A 17,034-nucleotide genomic window follows, 5' to 3' on the forward strand; every position below is an offset into this window, starting at 1 on the left:
GGGGATTCAAAGGGAGCTGGCCGTATGAGACTTGCCCATGTTTTGCTTATAAAGCGGGTGCAAAGGTACATAATTTGAATAATAAAAGGAAGAAACCAGCTTGGAATTCTGCTTTTATTAACATATATTTATAACTTACATGTCCACGACGGTGATTCCTGCACCACCGAATTGTACGTGTTCGTCGGCATATCTAATGACGTTAGGGATAGTCGCGAGATATTGTCTGATGAGTTGGCGGAGGATTCCATTACCTTTCCCGTGGAGTATTCTGACTCGGCTCATTCCCACAAGAATAGCGTCATCAATAAAATATTGCACGGCATTCAGTGCTTCGTCGCCTCGCATACCTCTCACATCTAAGTCTTGATGGAAGTTTTGTCGGTGGTCATCAATGGTGTCGCGTGTCTGCTTATTTACTCCTGTAGAGATTTTCTCAATGGTTTTATTGCTCTTTGTCAAGTTGGTTTCCGGAAGGTCTTGTACTGCTTCTAATCGATCAAGTTTCAACTTTGAACGCATGCCACCGAATATTGCGGTACATGAGTTGCCCTCTATAGTTTCAATCGTACCAATCGTTTTTAGTCCCTTGATGCGTACGGTATCACCCACAACAAGCGGTTTGTTATGGGTGCTAGGTGTACGTTTGTCTGTAGCATTGCGCAAAACCTCAACCGCATGTGCCTCTTGGTGGGCCTTGTCTTTCTTGCGTTGAGCTTTTCTCTCTTTGCGTTGTTTAATCTGTTCAATCTTACGAGCGATGAGATCGTCGTTAGCTTTTGTGTCAATATCGCTGATGCTTTCCTCAAATTTCTTCAGTTCTTGTCGAATACGTTTGGTTTCTTCTTTCTCAGCTTGTTTTTCTCGAATCTCTCGAATTGTATTCTCAATACGCTTATTACTCTCTTTGATGAGTTCTTCTGCTTGCGCTTTTGCCTTTCTAAGTATTTCTTTGCGCTGTTGCTCAATCTCGTTGATGCTGTCTTCGTATCGGGCTATAGTCTTTTCCATGTCTTTCTCACGGAGTCGGGCAGTCTGTCTTTTGCCTTCCCAATATCGTTTGTCGCGTACAATGTCTTGTAGATATTTGTCGCTTTGAATGTAATCGTTCCCCACAATCTCTGATGCTTCATTGATAACGGCTTCGGGTAAACCGGTCTTTCGTGCTATCTCGATAGCAAAGGAACTTCCCGGTCGGCCGATAGCCAATTGGAAAAGCGCTTTCATTTCATGTCGGTCATAGAGCATTGCACCATTTGCGGCGCAGTCATGATTGTCTGCGAAATGCTTTAGATTCTGATAGTGAGTGGTGATAACGCCCCAAGTTCCTTTGTCGGCAAGATTGTTGAGTACACTTTCAGCAATAGCTCCACCAATCTGTGGCTCCGTTCCTGAGCCAAATTCATCAATCAATATAATTGTTCGATCATTGGCTTGCTTCATCATATTCTTCATGTTCATCAGGTGACTGGAGTATGTACTTAGGTCGTTTTCCATGCTCTGTTCGTCTCCGATGTCAATCATGATGTTCTCAAATACGCCTGCTTGTGAACGGTCGCCAACCGGGATGCTCAGTCCGCATTGCAGCATATATTGTAATAATCCTACAGTCTTCAAGCAGACACTTTTTCCTCCAGCATTTGGACCGGATATAATGAGGATACGCTTTTCTTTAGTCAGCGTAATGTCTAAGGGCACTACACGCTTCTGTTGTCTCTCTAGGGTAATGCGTAAGAGGGGATGAATGGCTTGTATCCAATCGATTACAGGTTTTGACTCTACTGTAGGCTCGAAAGCAAGCATCTGTTTTGCAGTCTCCGCCTTAGCCCGTATTAAGTCTACCAGTCCCAAGAAATGATAGGCGTCGAGCAACTCGTGTACATGTGGACGAATCTTCTTAGTGACTTCTGTCAATATGCGAATGACCTCATGTCGTTCATCGCTTTCTAGTTCTCGTATTCTGTTGTTGGCTTCTACCACTTCGGTGGGCTCTATATAGACTGTTCGTCCCGTTGCCGACTCATCATGTATGATACCTTTAATTTTGCGTTTCAGGGTCGGGGCAACAGGTATTACGAGGCGTCCATCGCGCAAAGTGGGAGCCACATCTTTGTCTACGACTCCTTCGCTTTGTGCCATATGTAATATATTATATAAGGTACGCGAGATAGAACCTTCTGTTCGTTTCAATTCGCGACGTATGTTGAGAAGAGTGGGAGAGGCGTTATCGCGTAGACGACCAAATTTATCTAGAATTTGGTCTATACGCTGTATGAGCAGCGGAAAGGTGGCAACACCGTCGGCCAATGTGTAGAGAGACGGGTATTCTCCACGTTCTCCGGGCGTGGCAGCATAATCACTGGCTTCGTCATCTTCCTCTACACCACGTGAAAGAAACTTCACAATGCGTCCGATAGTGTCTATTGAACGTCTTAAATCGAAAAGTTCTTCCTCTTCCAAGTGGGTGTTTTCGAGTCTGATGCGAGCTATGGCAGCACGCATATCGAAGAAATATTCCAATGGGAAATCTTCCTGTGATTCCAATATACGACGGAATTCTCTGATTTGCTTCATCCACTCGTTGATGGTATCGGGTTCGTCAGTGAAGGTTATCTTGTCTATTTCTTCTTTACCCAGTGTCGACAGGCAATGCGTTTTCAGCAGTTCTCGGATTTCCCGAAATCCTATTTTTTCCTCAAAATTAGTGGGATATATCATGATAGAGTAGCTTCTTTTCTTTATTGAATATGGGCGCGAAGTTACACATTTTTCTTCGACTGTGAAAATATTCGGTTTTCGATGTAATAAAGACAAGTCCACGTCGTTTAAATAATAAAACCAATAAACATTGCCTATGAAAATTTTTACCCAAGAAGAATTGAAACCGTCAGAGCAGACCTTGCATATTATTAGGCAGATAGCCTATCATTATCGTGTTGCCAATGTGAATGGTAAAGAAACTGTATGTTGTTTTAATTAATCCCATCTATTTAAAGAATGAAGACTATTGTATCTCCTTCGTTGTTGTCGGCCAATTTCATTGACTTGAAGAGCGATGTGGAAATGATTAATAAAAGTGATGCCGACTGGTTGCATATGGATGTGATGGACGGTGTGTTTGTGCCGAACATATCATTTGGTTTTCCTGTTTTGGAAGCTGTAAGTAAAGCTTGTAATAAGCCGTTGGACGTGCATTTGATGATTGTGAACCCCGAACGCTATATAGAGCAGACTGCTAAATGCGGTGCCGAATATATGACAATCCATTATGAAGCATGCACCCATCTGCATCGTGCTATTCAACAAATTCATGCAGCAGGAATGAAAGCGGGAGTAAGTTTAAATCCCTCTACACCAGTTTGGGTGTTGGAAGATGTTATCAAGGATTTGGACTTGGTATTGTTGATGAGTGTGAATCCCGGATTTGGTGGACAGAAATTTATAGAAAACACAATTGATAAAGTGGCTCGACTTCGCGAGTTGATACAGCGTACAGGTAGTCATGCGCTCATTGAAGTCGATGGAGGGGTGCAGGGGGAAACGGCTCCCCGGCTCGTAGAAGCTGGAGTAGATGCACTTGTAAGTGGTAGCTATGTGTTTAAGTCAAGGGACCCTATAGCCACCATCCATTCTCTAAAAGAATTGAAGAAAATTTAATCAATCACCAGCGCTACGTTGTGTTCTTTAGCCATTCTGCGCATATTGAGCAGAGCGTAGCGCATTCTTCCCAACGAAGTATTGATACTTACATTGGTAAGTTCGGCAATTTCTTTGAACGATAATTCTTGGTAATAGCGCATGAATACCACCTCGCGCTGTGGGGCTGGGAGTAGATTCATCATCTGCTTTACGTCGTTGAGTGTCTGTTGATAGACGTAATAGTTTTCTATATTGCTTGTGATAGTTTGCTGTACATGCAGGTTTGAAAGGTCGTTATCTTGTGTCGGCTCAACTATCTTTTCCGTTTTTTGGGCTCTATACCAGTCCATGATAACATTATGGGCTATACGCGTAAGCCAAGCAGAGAATTTCCCACTTGTCGTATACTTACGTTGTTTGAGTTTGCAGATAACTTTAACGAAAGTTTCTTGGAATATGTCGTCAGCAACTTCGCGGTCTCTGACAACGAAAAGTATGTAGGAGAAGAGTTTGGATTGGTTGCGTGACAATAATAAATCAAAAGCCCTATTGTCTCCGTCTATATAACGGAGAGCCAATTCCTCATCGGTCATCTCTTGGAGATTGTTCATTTCTTAAAAGTTAATTGTTTCAAGTAAATGTGTATCGATAGGCTGATAAACTTATAAAACTATTGTCTTAGAACTGTTAATTATATGCAAAGTTAAGATGATTTTACCAATTTACCAAATTTATGATATAAAAAAGAGGTTGGTGCAGGATGCTACCAACCTCAAAAATAGATTTCGATAAAATGGTCGAAATCATGAAAACTAATACCGCAAATGTAGGTTTTTCATTTGATAAAAGCAAATTTTAGACCCACAAAAGTCTTTTTTTTAACATAATTGTCTATTTCTTGACTTTGTTGCAAGAGCTTAACAGTATGGCTGCCAAGCTTTTGCAGCATTGCTGAAAAGGCAAGACAGCACTCTTGCCGAGGCTTGGCAGTAAGTGGAGAATGATGAGTTAGGAGTGAGAAGTGGTGAGTTAGGAGTGAAAAACGATGCGGTATGAGTGAAGAGTGAGGGGATTATGAGTGGACAGAGTGATTGGTGTAGGAGTTTAATCGACGCTTGAAAAAATAATAATATAGGATTCCTGCAGTGGTCAGGCCAATGGGGAAGGCAGCCCAAATACCCAGCAGGCCGTATTGATAGCGTATGCCTAAGAAGTAACCGGTGGGTAGGGATATGACAAAGTAGGCTATAAAGGCAACGATGGTTAGTGGCTTTACATCTGCCATTCCACGTAAAGCATTGGCGTAGTTACATTGCATGCCATCGCCAAACTGATAGATGAAGAGTACGATGATGACTTCTGATACAAGCGTTGTCACCTCTAGGTTGTCGGTAAAGCAACCACCGATAGAGCTACGAAATGCCAATACGGGGATAGAGATCATTACTGCTATCGCGAGAACAAGATGAAAGCCGGCTGTAGCTGTGCATTGGATATTCTTATAATCGTGCTGTCCATGGAAGTGACTGGTTCTTACGGCGACAGCAGCAGCCATGCCATAGTAAACCATATAAAAGTATTGTGAAATGGTTAAAATGACTTGATGGGCTGCAAGAGCAGTGGTTCCAATCCATCCTACCATAATAGAGCTGAGACTGAAAGCTGCAGTTTCCATTCCCATCTGAAATGCCAATGGCCATCCAAGTTTGTTGAGATGGACGAAATCTTTGCGATTGAGATTACCTTCATGATAGCCTCGGCGTATTTCCTGATGTCTGTTGGTGAAGAAAAATATGTAGAAGTATGCAATGGCCATGATTATGCGAGAGACCATAGTAGCGATTCCGGCACCTAGCAGTCCTAATTCCGGCAGCCCCATCTTGCCATATATCAGAATATAGTTGCCTAGGATGTTTAAGAGATTGCCACCTAACAGTATCCACATGGGTGTCTTCGTGTCGCCAGTACCATCGGATAATTGCTTGAATGTGTTGAACCATGCAACAGAAGGTATGGAAACTAGATTGATGATGAAATAGGGACGCATAAGCGGAAGTAACTCTTTGGGCTGCCCTAAATGGTGTATATTGAGATATAGAAAGCCTAGTAAGCCCATAACAATGATGGCTAACAGGCTGTTGGCAAGGAGACTGTTCTTTAGAAATTCGCCAATTCTTCGGCTTTTTCCTTGTCCAAACATCGAGCCTACAATAGGGGTGAAACCATAAGAAAAGCCCATGGAGAAGATGAGGACTAATACAAACAGATTGTTGACAAAGGCTGCTGCCGCCAGTTCTTGCGTGCTATGATGTCCTATCATCAGTGTATCGGCAGTACCGAGAATAATGGTTCCGATTTGCCCGACAATGATGGGAAACCCTAAAGTGATTAACGACTTGTAATGATTGGAATATGAATACATCTTTAACATATGAGTGCAAAGATAGTTAAATTATGAGGTGTGGTGGGTATGAGAGATGGGAAAAATATAAAAAAGTACCGTTTATGGTGGGTTGGTACAGGAAAATGAATAACTTTAAAGGTGATTTTAGCCAAAGAAAGAGGAGATGGAGAAAACGGAAATCTTGATAAATAAGCGTAATTGCCGTATGTATGGAAATGTAGATGCAAATTATGTGCTGATCCAACCGGTTGATGAGCACAATCTAGAAGTGCTTGATGAGGAAGTGGATATGATTGCGGGAGCGGTTGATGAATCATTTCTGCTTGTCGCATATCCCATCGAACAATGGTTGGAAGAGTTGTCACCGTGGTCGACTCCGCCTGTATTTGGGAAACAAGCGTTTGGTGATGGTGCAGCCGATACGTTGCAAGTTATTATAAAACAGATGATTCCTGCATTGCGAGATAAGCGTGTTGTGGCGAAGTCACCTATATATATAATAGGTGGTTACTCCTTGGCGGGGCTATTTGCCTTATGGGTTGGCTGCCAGTCAAATATGTTTCAAGCAGTTGTAGCAGCTTCTCCGTCGGTATGGTTTCCGCGTTGGTTGGAGTTTGCAGAGCATCATCCGCAGCATGTAAAGGCTGTCTATTTAAGTTTGGGGGATCGCGAAGAACATACTCGCAACCAACAGATGGTTTTGGTTGGGGAATGCATTAGGCGACAATATGAATTATGTCAACAGCAAGTGGGGATGTCATCAATCTTGGAATGGAATCCCGGTAATCATTTCCAACAGTCGGTTGAGCGAACCGCCAAGGGCTTTATATGGGCTTTGAGGCAATTGTCAGCGTCGTAAAGCAAGGTTGTAATTATAGTAATCGGCATTGCCGGTGATGTCTTTGATGACTTTAATAAAAGGTGGAAACTTCACGTCTTCTTGCTTTTCTACCCCTTTCGTCTCAAGTATCACAAGGTTTTCAATGGGGCTGAGATACGTGTCGAGTTCAAAATATTGTCCTTTCCAAATGAAACTCTTGCGCATTTTACGAATCGTTTGTCGGTAAGGATCGGCCTGTTGTAGCATCGATGCATAAAGGTTATTGCTGATTTGACGCTCTGTCTCTAGTTGTTCTGTTTCGGAAAGCCTCTTCTTAGTGGTGTGTACATTTACATTTTTACCATTCCAACTACGCTGGCGAAGTCTTACTTCGCAGCCGGGGTCGGCCACTAAGTAGGTTTGTGTTATCTCGCTCTCAATGCTTCCGGAGATGTCGGCAATACATTCTACGATATATTTCCGTTCCTCAACAATAGGCTGGGGAAGTCCAAGTACACTTGAGATTTCTTTGAGTACGCGATAGAGTTTGTTATCGAAATTCTCGTGATTGTTGATGACGCGCAAGTGCGGATGGCCTGTCCAAGCTTCGATAACTTTCTTATCAAGTTGCCGAGCTAACTCCAATCCCTCGCTTCGATGCTTGTTGTTGCTATTGGTGTAATAGTTTTCTGCACCGTCGGCAGCCGAGACTAGGTGGAGTACGGCGTCGTATCGAGCATCGCGCAATTGTGCTGTTGTGACGCCAATATCGCCAATAATCTTATCCCACATCTCAGATTTCATGTAAGCAGAGATGTCCATTACGCCACGATCACAAATGATGACAACGGGTTCTGTACATGTTTCGGCCATGCGAATGAACTTGTTTTCAAGCTCTAATTGTACTTCTAAGGTGGCTTTTTCACCTTCGTAGAACAGTTGAGGGTTTGAGGTGAGATAGTCCATACCTGATTGACTGAAGAGAGTAGGGACTTCAGGAATAGTAAAAACTTTAAAGCCTAGGCTGGAAAAGTGCTCTATCACCTTGACTAAAGCTGTGGTTTTACCGGCGCATGGGCCACCTGTAAGTACGATTTTCTTGATTTCTTTCATTCTCTTCAATCTGTTGTTATGGTTGTAAATGAGTGACAAAATTAGTCAATTTCCTGCATAGTGCCAAATTATACCTTTATATTGTAGTTATTGATAATAAGCTGTCGACTCATAATTGTCAACAGATAGATAAATAAAAAAGGTCTGGAAAAAGTGAAGATAAAATTTGGTAGTATTAGAAAATGTTGTTACCTTTGCACTCGCAATTCAGAAATTACGGTTTCTAAACATTGCAACGGGGTGTAGCGCAGCCCGGTAGCGCGCCTGGTTTGGGACCAGGTGGTCGCAGGTTCGAATCCTGTCGCCCCGACAAAAAAGCATACCAATTAGGTATGCTTTTTTATTTTCGTTTACTCAATGATTCTCGACATATTGAGTTCTGTTATCTTTCCGTCGGGACCAGTCTTCGCATTGAATCTGTATTTGGTCTTCGTATTCTTGCTAGCATCAGTATATTCAGTACTTTGTATGGCAGAGAAAGTGACGGTATATTCGTATTCGTCTAGCCCAACTTCTTTCTTTGAAATCTTATAATTATTGTTGAGAATCCATTGCATACTCGTCATGTCGTCCTTATATATCTTATGCATGAAAGTAATAACATCGCTTTTGATGGCATCTTGCTTGCCTAAGAATGAGGTAAGGATGTTATTGACTGTGCTTAGTAGAGCATCTTCGTTCCTTGTTTCAATGGCATGGAAGAAGTTACGGAAACTTGTGCTAATCATTTGTAGCTCTTCCGGTTGAACAGTTTTGGCCTTGATGGTCTTGATGGCATCCTTGGCTTGCTCGAAGAATGCACCACTTGGATGGTCTTCCATGTATGAATTGTAAGCGTCGATACTGTTGGCTGTCGACACCGTTTGCCAATCTATGGAGTCAATCTTGCTGAGAGTTTCTTGCTTATGGGGCGAATTCGGGTGAGCAGCTAGGTAATCTTCCAGCATGGATTTGGAGTTGCTGACCACCGCATTGGTCCAGTCTTTATCAATAGACCTTAACATAGATAAGTGGGCTTGGATGCTATCGCGATGCTCCTCCGGTGCGTCGGCATAGCTATCAAGGTAACTCTGCAGTACGTTAGGGTCTGTACTCTTCATCGCGTATTCGTATGCTTCCTTCTCTTTATTGCCGGATGTGTTGGTATAAAAGTAGAAAAAGATACCACAAGCGAATATGGCAATGACGAAACCAAGGATGAATGAAGTGCGTTTACCGCTTTTTTGATTGTTTTCTGTTGGTGTCATAGTAAATGATTTATCTGTGTCTGAATCTGATTTCTCTTAGACTGTGATTGCCCATCATGCGACTTTTGTCTACGTATCCATTGATACCATTGATTCTACCTTTACCGGTATATTGCCACATAATGAAGTCTCTGTTGTCTTTCAAGACCGGTTCTCTCTGTGTATATTGGGCTATCATTAACTCGTAGTTGTCGAGTTTGCCCAGTAGATAGTTGTCGTAGAAGTTTGTGAAAGTGTATATTAGTGGCTTTTGATGGTATGCAGCTTCTACCATGTCAATGAATTTGAAGAGTGAATCGCAAAATTCGTCAGTAGAAAGACCACTTTTTGTCTCAATATCAATCATTGGAATGAGGTCTTGGTCGGCTGGTCTACACTGTGTCATGAAGTTTTGTAACTGTGCCGTGAGATTTGTTTTAGGGCGGAAGAAATGGTAGGAGCCTACTTTAAGTCCGTATTTATGTGCCAACTCAATGTTGCGTTCGTACTTAGCATCAATCCTGTCTCCCCCCTCGGTAGCTTTCAAATACACGTATGCCATCTTGGTGTTGTCTCCTATTGTCTCCCAAAATACATCGCCTTGATAGTGACTTAGGTCAATACCATGGATATGTGAACAAGTGTCTTCACATTGTATATAATAGTCCTGAGCTTGTAATTGGATAGAGAATAAGAGCCCGAAAAGGATATATATAGCTTTCTTTAGAAATTGATTCATATTTGCAAAAATACGGTAAAAGGCAGTAATGACAAAGAAAATTAAATATATTTTGCTTATTCTTCTATCTCTGAAAGCGATCGTGCAAAGTTTCCTATGAAGTTACTAATGGTCTCTATGGGTGCAAACTTGACATAGCGAATGCTTCTTCTCAGGTTTTTGCGCAATAAGGTAGGGTTGTTATGCACGAATCCAGTTTTATCTTGTCTAAAGTGCCATTCTTCTTTTTGGTCGGATTCTGTGTGAGTTACCGTCCTATTCATGAGCCTGAAAGAGTCTTTTTCTAGGAATTCGACAAATGGAATCTCATCTATTTCAAAGCCAAAGAACTGTATAAGGATACTTCCTTGCAACTGAGCCATTCGGCTGATGTGCAATTTCCGAAGCCATTGTTCTAGTTTTATGAAATCTACCTTATCGCCTTTGGTGCGCAAATATTGTCCCAATAGAATGATTCCTTTGATAGAAATACCGCTGTTTATGGTTGCATTGATGTTGGAAACAATAATATTTAAGAGGTCGAGTGTTTCCATAGAAGTGTCTATGGCATGTCGTTCCGCCTCTTGAATATGTTTCAAGCGTCTGTTGAGAATAGGAGTACTAAGTGTTGCTTTCCCTTTGTTGTTATAGTCAATATTCGCCAATAATCCCTCTAATCTTTTTTGTTTGAATCGAGACATTGGCTCCGGCTTTTCGTCGGAGGCAAAGTGTTGTATTCTTAACTCTGCAAATAGGTTTCGTTTGATGATGTCCATACTTGAATCGTTTTAAGAATATTGTTTTGGAAGTCTAAGTAGAATGGCCAGTAAAGCAAATACTCCAATCGCCATAGGGTAATATAGACAAGGGATAATATCTATCGGATTGATGTCGGCAAGGCCCGCAGCCAACAGCATTTGTATGCCGTATGGTATGACACCTTGCACACAACAAGAGAATGTATCCAGTATACTAGCTGCCTTTCTATTGTCTACACCATATTTATCTCCTATCTTTTTAGAGATATTACCAACTGTCAAGATAGCCACGGTGTTGTTTGCTGTACAGATATTGACGAATGATACCAGTGCGGCGATGGTAAGTTCGGCACCTCGTTTACCGTTAATATGAGCTGTCAATTTTTGTATGATGAAGTCTATACCTCCATTCTCTCGTACGATTTCCAACATTCCTCCAGCCATCATGGCTATGATAATGAGTTCTCCCATGCCTAGTATACCGGTTCCCATCGTACCAAACCATTGGAAAATATTGTAATTCCCATTGATAATACCAATGATTCCGCAGAGTAGAAGTCCGATAGTCAGCACCGCCATGACGTTCATTCCCAAAATAGCAGTTATCAAAACCACGAGGTAAGGAACTACTTTTACGTATTCCACAGGTGGAAGTTGGGATGGCAATTGTACATCCGTGCCGATGGTAGCGTATGCTATCAGTACCAAAATGGCTGCAGGAGCTACAATACGGGCATTTACTTTGAACTTGTCGCTCATCTTACAGCCTTGCGTTTGTGTGGCAACGACGGTGGTATCTGATATGAATGAGAGATTGTCTCCAAAGTATGCGCCTCCCACAATAATCGCTGTTACCAATGGAATATTGAAGTTTGTGGAATGGGCGATGCCTACTGCGATAGGTGTCAGGGCTACGATGGTTCCTACACTTGTCCCTATTGAGATAGAGATGAAGCATGCTGCCAGAAAGAGACCGGGCAAAAGGAGACTCGCCGGTAGCACACTCATGGCAAAATTTACTGTTGCGTCGATGCTTCCCATGCTTTTGGCGGAGGACGCAAAAGCCCCTGCCAAGATGTAAATCCATAGCATTAGCAGTAGATTGCTACTTCCCGCTCCTCGGCTATAAATCTCTATCTTTTTGTTAAGAGATGATGTTCCGGGTATGGCAATGGCATATACGCTGGCCACAAGAAAAGCTACTGTTAGCGAAAGGTTGCCCTCTTGGTCTGTCTTGCTAACAGAATATATAGTGAATATCACAATGAATGTGAGTAATACAGCAAGTGGCGTGAGTGCCAACAACCCTCTCTTGGTTTTCAATATTTTATATCCTGCTAAAACGATTTATAATTGTGTGCGACGGTAGAAGTCTACATTCTCTTTCGTGAGAAGCTCTATCGGCATGTAGTTGACCGGTTCTACTTTCTTTTTCAATACGATAGCTTTGAACAAAGTCTCTATACAACCGTAGCCTTGTTGGAATGCATGTTGGGCAATCAAGAAAGATATGCTACCTTGTCTGAGGCATTGAGCATTCTTCTCTACCATATCATAGCCCATAATCTGAACGTCCCGGCGATTTGTACGGAGTAGGAAATCACCGACAAGATGTGCTTTAGAGTTCAGTGTAATACAGTGATGCAGGTGTGGATGTGTCGAAAAGAATTGCTCAAGAATATGGTCGTATTCTCTCTTAGAGCCATCTTGAGGCAGATTAACTTCGATAATCTTAATCTCAGGGAAATGGTCATTCATGTAATGTCTAAGTCCAACTTCGCGGTTATTTTGCTGTTTACTGACCACAATACCATTCTTCATCTGCTTCATCAACATGATTTCCGACTCTTGTGAAGCTATCAACATCAGCATCTTGGCTGCAAAGTATCCACTAGCAAACGAGTCTTGACCGAGGAAAGACAGTGGTCTTAAATCGGGCATATAAGAGTCTAGCATGATGAAAGGGATGTTCTGATCGTGCAGTTTATCCGTAAATCTGCGTGTGATTTCTAATAATACCGGTACTACAACTACACCATCGGGAGCGGCTTCCAGACAAGTCGCACATGTATTGTTGAAAGACTCGTCATCAAATCGGTCGTAGAAGAGAATTTGGATTTCAATATGAAAATCTCTACGAGCTTCTGTTGCTTTCTTTGCCCCTTCTTCAATCTCTTCCCAATAGGCTTCCGAGTCGTGCTTGGGTAGGATGAGATAGAATGTATACGACTTGTTATAGGCCAATGCGCTGGCATACATATTGGGCTGATAATTCATTTCTGCCAATGCTTTCTCTACCTTTCTACGTGCTTCTGCCGACACATTGGGGCGGTTATGTAGGATACGGTCTACAGTTCCAACGGAGACTCCTGCTCTTTTCGCAATGTCTTTGATTCTGATTCTTTCAGTCATTGAAATTCTAATAGATAGTTTGCAAGAACATAACGACAAAAGGATGATTCCCTCACCGTATGCTTTTATACATATTATACTTTGCAAATTATACTTTGCAAACTTACATATTTTTTTTTGAATTTTACGCGCTTAAAAAGAAAAAGGTGTGTGCCTACACAATGAATTTTAATTTTGTGCTTTTAGTTTTTCTGCTTTGCAAAATATTGTTTATATTTGCCGAAAAGATAATCAATATCTGACAAACAATAAATTAATTGTAATGGCAAAAGTAGTAACAATGGGCGAGATTATGCTTCGCCTGTCTTCTCCCGGACAAAAAAGATTTGTACAAAGTGATTCCTATGACGTAGTTTATGGAGGTGGTGAAGCCAATGTAGCAGTGAGTTGTGCCAATTATGGAGATGAAGCTTACTTCGTTTCCAAGGTTCCTGTTCACGAGATAGGGCAGTGTGCTGTTAACGCTTTACGGCGTTTTGGAGTCAATACATCGTATGTGGCACGTGGTGGTAATAGGCTTGGAATCTATTATTTGGAAAGTGGTGCGAGCATGAGACCGTCGAAAGTGATATACGACAGAGCCGGAAGTAGCATGGCCGAGGCTGAACTTTCAGACTTCGACTTTGATGTGATAATGCAGGATGCACAGTGGTTCCATTGGAGTGGAATAACTCCGGCTATCAGCGATAAGGCTGCTGAACTCACTAAGTTGGCTTGTGAAGCCGCACAAAGACATGGTGTAACCGTGAGCTGTGATTTGAATTTTAGAAAGAAACTATGGACACCTGAAAAGGCGCAAAGCATCATGAAGCCTCTTATGCAGTATGTCGATGTGTGCATAGGTAATGAGGAAGATGCTCAATTATGCCTTGGATTTAAGCCTAATGCTGATGTGGAAGGGGGCAAAACAGATGCTGAGGGATATTACAATATCTTCAAAGCCATGATGGAACAATTTTGTTTTAAGTATGTTGTCAGCACGTTAAGGGAATCTATCTCTGCTTCTCATAATGGTTGGAAAGCGCTCATCTACAATGGTAAAGAATTCTATCAGAGTAAGCGTTACGACATTTTGCCTATCATAGACCGCGTTGGTGGAGGCGATAGTTTCTCTGGTGGACTCATTCATGGACTGTTAACTTACGACAACCAAGCTGATGCTTTGGAGTTTGCGGTGGCTGCCTCTGCTTTGAAACATACGATTCCCGGTGACTTTAATATAGTCTCTGTTGCAGAAGTAGAGAGTTTGGCAGGGGGTAATGCAAACGGTAGAGTACAACGATAATACAACTACGACAATGGCAAGATTTAATAAAGTTCAGGTGATAGAAGCCATGCGGGTTACCGGAATGGTACCTGTATTCTTTAATAACAATGTAGATATTTGCAAGAATGTCATCAAAGCGTGCTATGAGGGTGGCGTGCGAGTGTTTGAATTTACCAATCGTGGTGACTTTGCACATGAAATTTTCGGTGAATTAGTAAAGTGGGCAGCGTCTGAATGCCCTGAGATGATACTGGGTGCAGGTACAGTTATAGACGCTCCTACGGCTGCCTTGTATATGCAATTGGGTGCCAACTTTATTGTAGGCCCTAATTTTAATCCCGAAATTGCACCGGTATGTAATCGTCGATTGGTACCTTATTCTCCCGGATGTGGCAGTGTCAGCGAGATTAGCGATGCACAAGCAGCCGGTTGCGATGTCACGAAGGTATTCCCTGCAGGCAATGTTGGTGGTCCGTCGTTTGTGAAGAATGTGCTTGGTCCGTTGCGTTGGAGCAATATCATGGTGACTGGTGCTGTGTCGCCCGATGAAGAGAACCTCACTTCGTGGATAAAGTCGGGGGTACTTTGCGTCGGTATGGGGTCGCAATTGTTCCCTAAAGATGTGATAGCAGCTGCCAATTGGCAGGCTATTACTGCTAAGTGTAAAGAGGCTTTGGGCTATATTGCCAAGGCTAGATAGAACATATTCTTTAATAAGAATACTGTTATTAATAATTTTAATAGCCTCTGTGATATTACTGCACGGCTGTGGCAGCATTGCTGAAAAAACCAAACAGCAACGCTGAAAAGTCTAGGCAGCGATATTGCAGAGGTTTTGCAGTATATAAGGAGTGATTGGGTAGGAGTGAGTAGTGATGAGTTTTTAGTATTAATTTGATGACTGTGCCCCCAGGGAATTGTCAGTTCTTTTATTGGAAGAGAGTCAGATATTTGTTTCAGAGTCAAGCTTATCCCTGCATCGAAAATCAGCAACCTTACCCAAGGTATGTTTGTGGGAGCAGTCTCCGACAACTTTGACGAGCGCATCGACCAAAAGATTTTCCATGCAGAGATAGTGGTGGATAGTGCCAAGGTTTCTGCCGAAATGAAAGCCTATCGTCTCATTCCCGTCATAGCCGAGTTCCAAAACGAAGAAGGCTCCGATAATCTCAAAGAGACTATTGAAGCCAACTATCGTAAAGTGAAGCAAGAAATACTCTCACTGGTGGATTCAGAGATTGAAAGAATTAAAAATGACCCCAAATTGAAAGATTTGATAAAAGGCTAATAGATTCTATATAAATCTATTGGTCTAATAGAGGTTATAAATAGAATATTCTAGATAACATAACATCTGAAGCGAATCCATAGAGGGGAGATACCAGACTGTGAGTAAACTGTCTGAACGGGAAGCTTGCCAAGTATACGAAGGGTCTGTATGCGTGGTGACTTCTTTCTGCTCCTTCAAAAGACTTTCCCTATAGAGGCGGATGCAACAGGTGTTGCCGTACTCCAATGCGATGATTTCCTTACTTGTCATACCTTTATCTTACTTGCTGATTACTTTTTCATTGAACTCTGGTTGGAGGGCGCAACCAGAGAGGGGGCAAAGCCCCGAAAAAAAATATTGCCGACCGGCTTCGCCAGAATGTAAGCCTGTGGCTTTGAAGGCCACAGGCTATCAATCAAATGAATCGAATTATTTTGCGATGGGAAGGATGGGGAGCCCCAACACCCGATTGTCATCGCCGCAACTTATCAGAGTATTGTCGATTTTCAGTCTATAGCCGGACGTGTTGTAAAACGGATTGGATGTCCAATAGTATACGGTGTTACTCGAGGTGTCGTTCAACTTGCCGTTCTCGTCGCGACAAGGCAGAGCGGGAAAATATAAGGTGACATCAGGAGAATCGTTCTTTTTGAAGTGCCAGCCCTGGTCCCACTTACCGCTTACTTTCATTAACCAGCCGATCGATTCATTTATCGTGAAACAGTTGAAAACGTTTGACGCGGGCACGTGGAAACCGACGGGGCAGGGGTCGAAGATGGTCTTAACAACGTTATTGCCATTGGGATCCGGTTCGGTGTTATCCATCGACCAGAGGTTGTAGTAACCGTAGTTATCTTTCCAACCCGTGCCGCTAGTGTAGTAAAGTTCAGGATACATGATACTGTGCGCAACGGACATTTCATCACCGGTTTTTGTTTTTAACTCACCATCGGCAATATGCTCACTAGCGACATTTTTATCGAAACTGATGCTGGGGAAGGCATCCTTGCGACCGAACTGGTAGAGAGTGGAGGAGAACTCCTTGAAGGTGGTGACGGCTTCCTGCGTGATGTCGATGGTGGCATGCTTCTTTTCGCCGTTGCCGTAGACCTGTTCCACCGTCAGGCGGACCGTGCGCTGCTTGTTGAAGGGGGACCCTTCCCATTTACGGTAGGCGAAACCAAGCGGCTGCTTGGCGAACTTATAATGATGGTTATAGGCTTTTATGGTCTCAAGCGCGTCCTTTTGGGCGAACCACAGATGCCATGACCACATAACTCTAATATTTCCTTTCTTTCCGTTCGGTCCGTGCAGTCCGTTCTTCACGGCGATGACGGCGTTGCCGTTCTTGATATTTTCGCGGGAGACATGGAACTTGAGGTAAGCGTTCTCGTCAGGACTTTTTCC

15 protein-coding genes, 1 tRNA gene and 2 pseudogenes are annotated in these 17,034 nt (G+C 42.6%); 7 read left to right on the forward strand and 11 right to left on the reverse strand.

The features are described 5' to 3' along the window. Positions 1–135: 135 nt before the first annotated feature. Positions 136–2,718, reverse strand: a complete 2,583-nt coding sequence (locus HMPREF3034_RS08535; protein ID WP_062434813.1) for an endonuclease MutS2 — start codon at positions 2,716–2,718, stop codon at positions 136–138. A 136-nt stretch (positions 2,719–2,854) separates the two neighbouring features. Between HMPREF3034_RS08535 and HMPREF3034_RS13085 the strand changes: the two genes are divergently transcribed. Both HMPREF3034_RS13085 and rpe read left to right on the forward strand, forming a co-directional pair. After that, positions 2,855–2,980: a hypothetical protein gene (locus HMPREF3034_RS13085; protein ID WP_255347956.1), complete on the forward strand. Its 126-nt coding sequence runs from the start codon at positions 2,855–2,857 to the stop codon at positions 2,978–2,980. 17 nt (positions 2,981–2,997) lie between these two features. Next, entirely contained in the window at positions 2,998–3,657 is a 660-nt protein-coding gene (gene rpe / locus HMPREF3034_RS08540; protein ID WP_062434817.1) for a ribulose-phosphate 3-epimerase, read from the forward strand. On the opposite strand, the gene HMPREF3034_RS08545 is transcribed toward rpe, so the two are convergent. Together HMPREF3034_RS08545 and HMPREF3034_RS08550 are read right to left on the reverse strand one after the other, a co-directional pair. After that, complete coding sequence (locus HMPREF3034_RS08545; RefSeq protein ID WP_036896492.1) at positions 3,654–4,250, reverse strand: sigma-70 family RNA polymerase sigma factor; 597 nt, start codon at positions 4,248–4,250, stop codon at positions 3,654–3,656. The genes rpe and HMPREF3034_RS08545 overlap by 4 nt on opposite strands. Before the next feature lie 461 nt (positions 4,251–4,711). Then, entirely contained in the window at positions 4,712–6,061 is a 1,350-nt protein-coding gene (locus tag HMPREF3034_RS08550; RefSeq protein ID WP_062434822.1) for an MATE family efflux transporter, read from the reverse strand. A 145-nt stretch (positions 6,062–6,206) separates the two neighbouring features. Between HMPREF3034_RS08550 and HMPREF3034_RS08555 the strand changes: the two genes are divergently transcribed. After that, positions 6,207–6,902, forward strand: coding sequence for an alpha/beta hydrolase-fold protein (locus HMPREF3034_RS08555; RefSeq protein WP_197421751.1), 696 nt, complete (start codon positions 6,207–6,209; stop codon positions 6,900–6,902). Here the strand turns inward: HMPREF3034_RS08555 and HMPREF3034_RS08560 are convergent. Next, positions 6,891–7,976, reverse strand: coding sequence for an AAA family ATPase (locus HMPREF3034_RS08560; protein ID WP_062434825.1), 1,086 nt, complete (start codon positions 7,974–7,976; stop codon positions 6,891–6,893). The genes HMPREF3034_RS08555 and HMPREF3034_RS08560 overlap by 12 nt on opposite strands. Before the next feature lie 236 nt (positions 7,977–8,212). Here HMPREF3034_RS08560 and HMPREF3034_RS08565 point away from each other — a divergent pair. After that, positions 8,213–8,286, forward strand: a tRNA-Pro gene (locus tag HMPREF3034_RS08565). Positions 8,287–8,326: 40 nt separating this feature from the next. Here the strand turns inward: HMPREF3034_RS08565 and HMPREF3034_RS08570 are convergent. Genes HMPREF3034_RS08570 through HMPREF3034_RS08590 form a run of 5 tightly spaced genes read right to left on the reverse strand, consistent with a single transcriptional unit; the run spans position 8,327 to position 13,090 of the window. Further along, a complete protein-coding gene (locus HMPREF3034_RS08570) occupies positions 8,327–9,223 on the reverse strand; it encodes an outer membrane protein assembly factor BamD (protein WP_052052768.1) in 897 nt (298 codons plus the stop codon). A gap of 10 nt (positions 9,224–9,233) precedes the next feature. Beyond that, positions 9,234–9,941, reverse strand: coding sequence for a glycoside hydrolase family 25 protein (locus HMPREF3034_RS08575; RefSeq protein ID WP_062434828.1), 708 nt, complete (start codon positions 9,939–9,941; stop codon positions 9,234–9,236). A gap of 56 nt (positions 9,942–9,997) precedes the next feature. Beyond that, a complete protein-coding gene (locus HMPREF3034_RS08580; protein ID WP_036896488.1) occupies positions 9,998–10,696 on the reverse strand; it encodes a hypothetical protein in 699 nt (232 codons plus the stop codon). Between the two features lie 12 nt (positions 10,697–10,708). Beyond that, positions 10,709–12,001, reverse strand: a complete 1,293-nt coding sequence (locus tag HMPREF3034_RS08585) for a Na+/H+ antiporter NhaC family protein (protein WP_036896487.1) — start codon at positions 11,999–12,001, stop codon at positions 10,709–10,711. 24 nt (positions 12,002–12,025) lie between these two features. Further along, complete coding sequence (locus tag HMPREF3034_RS08590) at positions 12,026–13,090, reverse strand: LacI family DNA-binding transcriptional regulator (protein WP_062434833.1); 1,065 nt, start codon at positions 13,088–13,090, stop codon at positions 12,026–12,028. Positions 13,091–13,352: 262 nt separating this feature from the next. Between HMPREF3034_RS08590 and HMPREF3034_RS08595 the strand changes: the two genes are divergently transcribed. The 3 genes and pseudogenes from HMPREF3034_RS08595 to HMPREF3034_RS08605 form a co-directional block, all read left to right on the forward strand. Then, complete coding sequence (locus HMPREF3034_RS08595; protein ID WP_062434837.1) at positions 13,353–14,375, forward strand: sugar kinase; 1,023 nt, start codon at positions 13,353–13,355, stop codon at positions 14,373–14,375. Between the two features lie 13 nt (positions 14,376–14,388). Further along, positions 14,389–15,057 carry a bifunctional 4-hydroxy-2-oxoglutarate aldolase/2-dehydro-3-deoxy-phosphogluconate aldolase gene (locus HMPREF3034_RS08600; protein WP_036896527.1) on the forward strand — a complete coding sequence of 223 codons (669 nt, stop codon included), beginning with the start codon at positions 14,389–14,391 and terminating at the stop codon, positions 15,055–15,057. A 267-nt stretch (positions 15,058–15,324) separates the two neighbouring features. Continuing rightward, a pseudogene (locus tag HMPREF3034_RS08605) lies at positions 15,325–15,645 on the forward strand (conjugal transfer protein TraG); the annotation flags it as partial. Between the two features lie 24 nt (positions 15,646–15,669). Here the strand turns inward: HMPREF3034_RS08605 and HMPREF3034_RS12650 are convergent. Together HMPREF3034_RS12650 and HMPREF3034_RS08615 are read right to left on the reverse strand one after the other, a co-directional pair. Continuing rightward, positions 15,670–15,897 carry a hypothetical protein gene (locus HMPREF3034_RS12650; RefSeq protein ID WP_156431084.1) on the reverse strand — a complete coding sequence of 76 codons (228 nt, stop codon included), beginning with the start codon at positions 15,895–15,897 and terminating at the stop codon, positions 15,670–15,672. Positions 15,898–16,056: 159 nt separating this feature from the next. Next, positions 16,057–17,034 (reverse strand): annotated as a pseudogene (locus tag HMPREF3034_RS08615) (hypothetical protein); the annotation flags it as partial.

The organism is Prevotella sp. DNF00663 (assembly GCF_001553265.1).
Lineage (GTDB): Bacteria > Bacteroidota > Bacteroidia > Bacteroidales > Bacteroidaceae > Prevotella.

Bases quoted from the DNA above. Each gene is read 5' to 3' on its own strand.
- HMPREF3034_RS08595 (WP_062434837.1), top strand. From the start codon at position 13,353: ATGGCAAAAGTAGTAACAATGGGCGAGATTATGCTTCGCCTGTCTTCT.
- HMPREF3034_RS08580 (WP_036896488.1), bottom strand. From the start codon at position 10,696: ATGGACATCATCAAACGAAACCTATTTGCAGAGTTAAGAATACAACAC.
- HMPREF3034_RS08600 (WP_036896527.1), top strand. From the start codon at position 14,389: ATGGCAAGATTTAATAAAGTTCAGGTGATAGAAGCCATGCGGGTTACC.
- HMPREF3034_RS08550 (WP_062434822.1), bottom strand. From the start codon at position 6,061: ATGTATTCATATTCCAATCATTACAAGTCGTTAATCACTTTAGGGTTT.
- HMPREF3034_RS08570 (WP_052052768.1), bottom strand. From the start codon at position 9,223: ATGACACCAACAGAAAACAATCAAAAAAGCGGTAAACGCACTTCATTC.
- HMPREF3034_RS08590 (WP_062434833.1), bottom strand. From the start codon at position 13,090: ATGACTGAAAGAATCAGAATCAAAGACATTGCGAAAAGAGCAGGAGTC.
- rpe (WP_062434817.1), top strand. From the start codon at position 2,998: ATGAAGACTATTGTATCTCCTTCGTTGTTGTCGGCCAATTTCATTGAC.
- HMPREF3034_RS08555 (WP_197421751.1), top strand. From the start codon at position 6,207: ATGGAGAAAACGGAAATCTTGATAAATAAGCGTAATTGCCGTATGTAT.
- HMPREF3034_RS08575 (WP_062434828.1), bottom strand. From the start codon at position 9,941: ATGAATCAATTTCTAAAGAAAGCTATATATATCCTTTTCGGGCTCTTA.
- HMPREF3034_RS08535 (WP_062434813.1), bottom strand. From the start codon at position 2,718: ATGATATATCCCACTAATTTTGAGGAAAAAATAGGATTTCGGGAAATC.
- HMPREF3034_RS08560 (WP_062434825.1), bottom strand. From the start codon at position 7,976: ATGAAAGAAATCAAGAAAATCGTACTTACAGGTGGCCCATGCGCCGGT.
- HMPREF3034_RS12650 (WP_156431084.1), bottom strand. From the start codon at position 15,897: ATGACAAGTAAGGAAATCATCGCATTGGAGTACGGCAACACCTGTTGC.
- HMPREF3034_RS13085 (WP_255347956.1), top strand. From the start codon at position 2,855: ATGAAAATTTTTACCCAAGAAGAATTGAAACCGTCAGAGCAGACCTTG.
- HMPREF3034_RS08545 (WP_036896492.1), bottom strand. From the start codon at position 4,250: ATGAACAATCTCCAAGAGATGACCGATGAGGAATTGGCTCTCCGTTAT.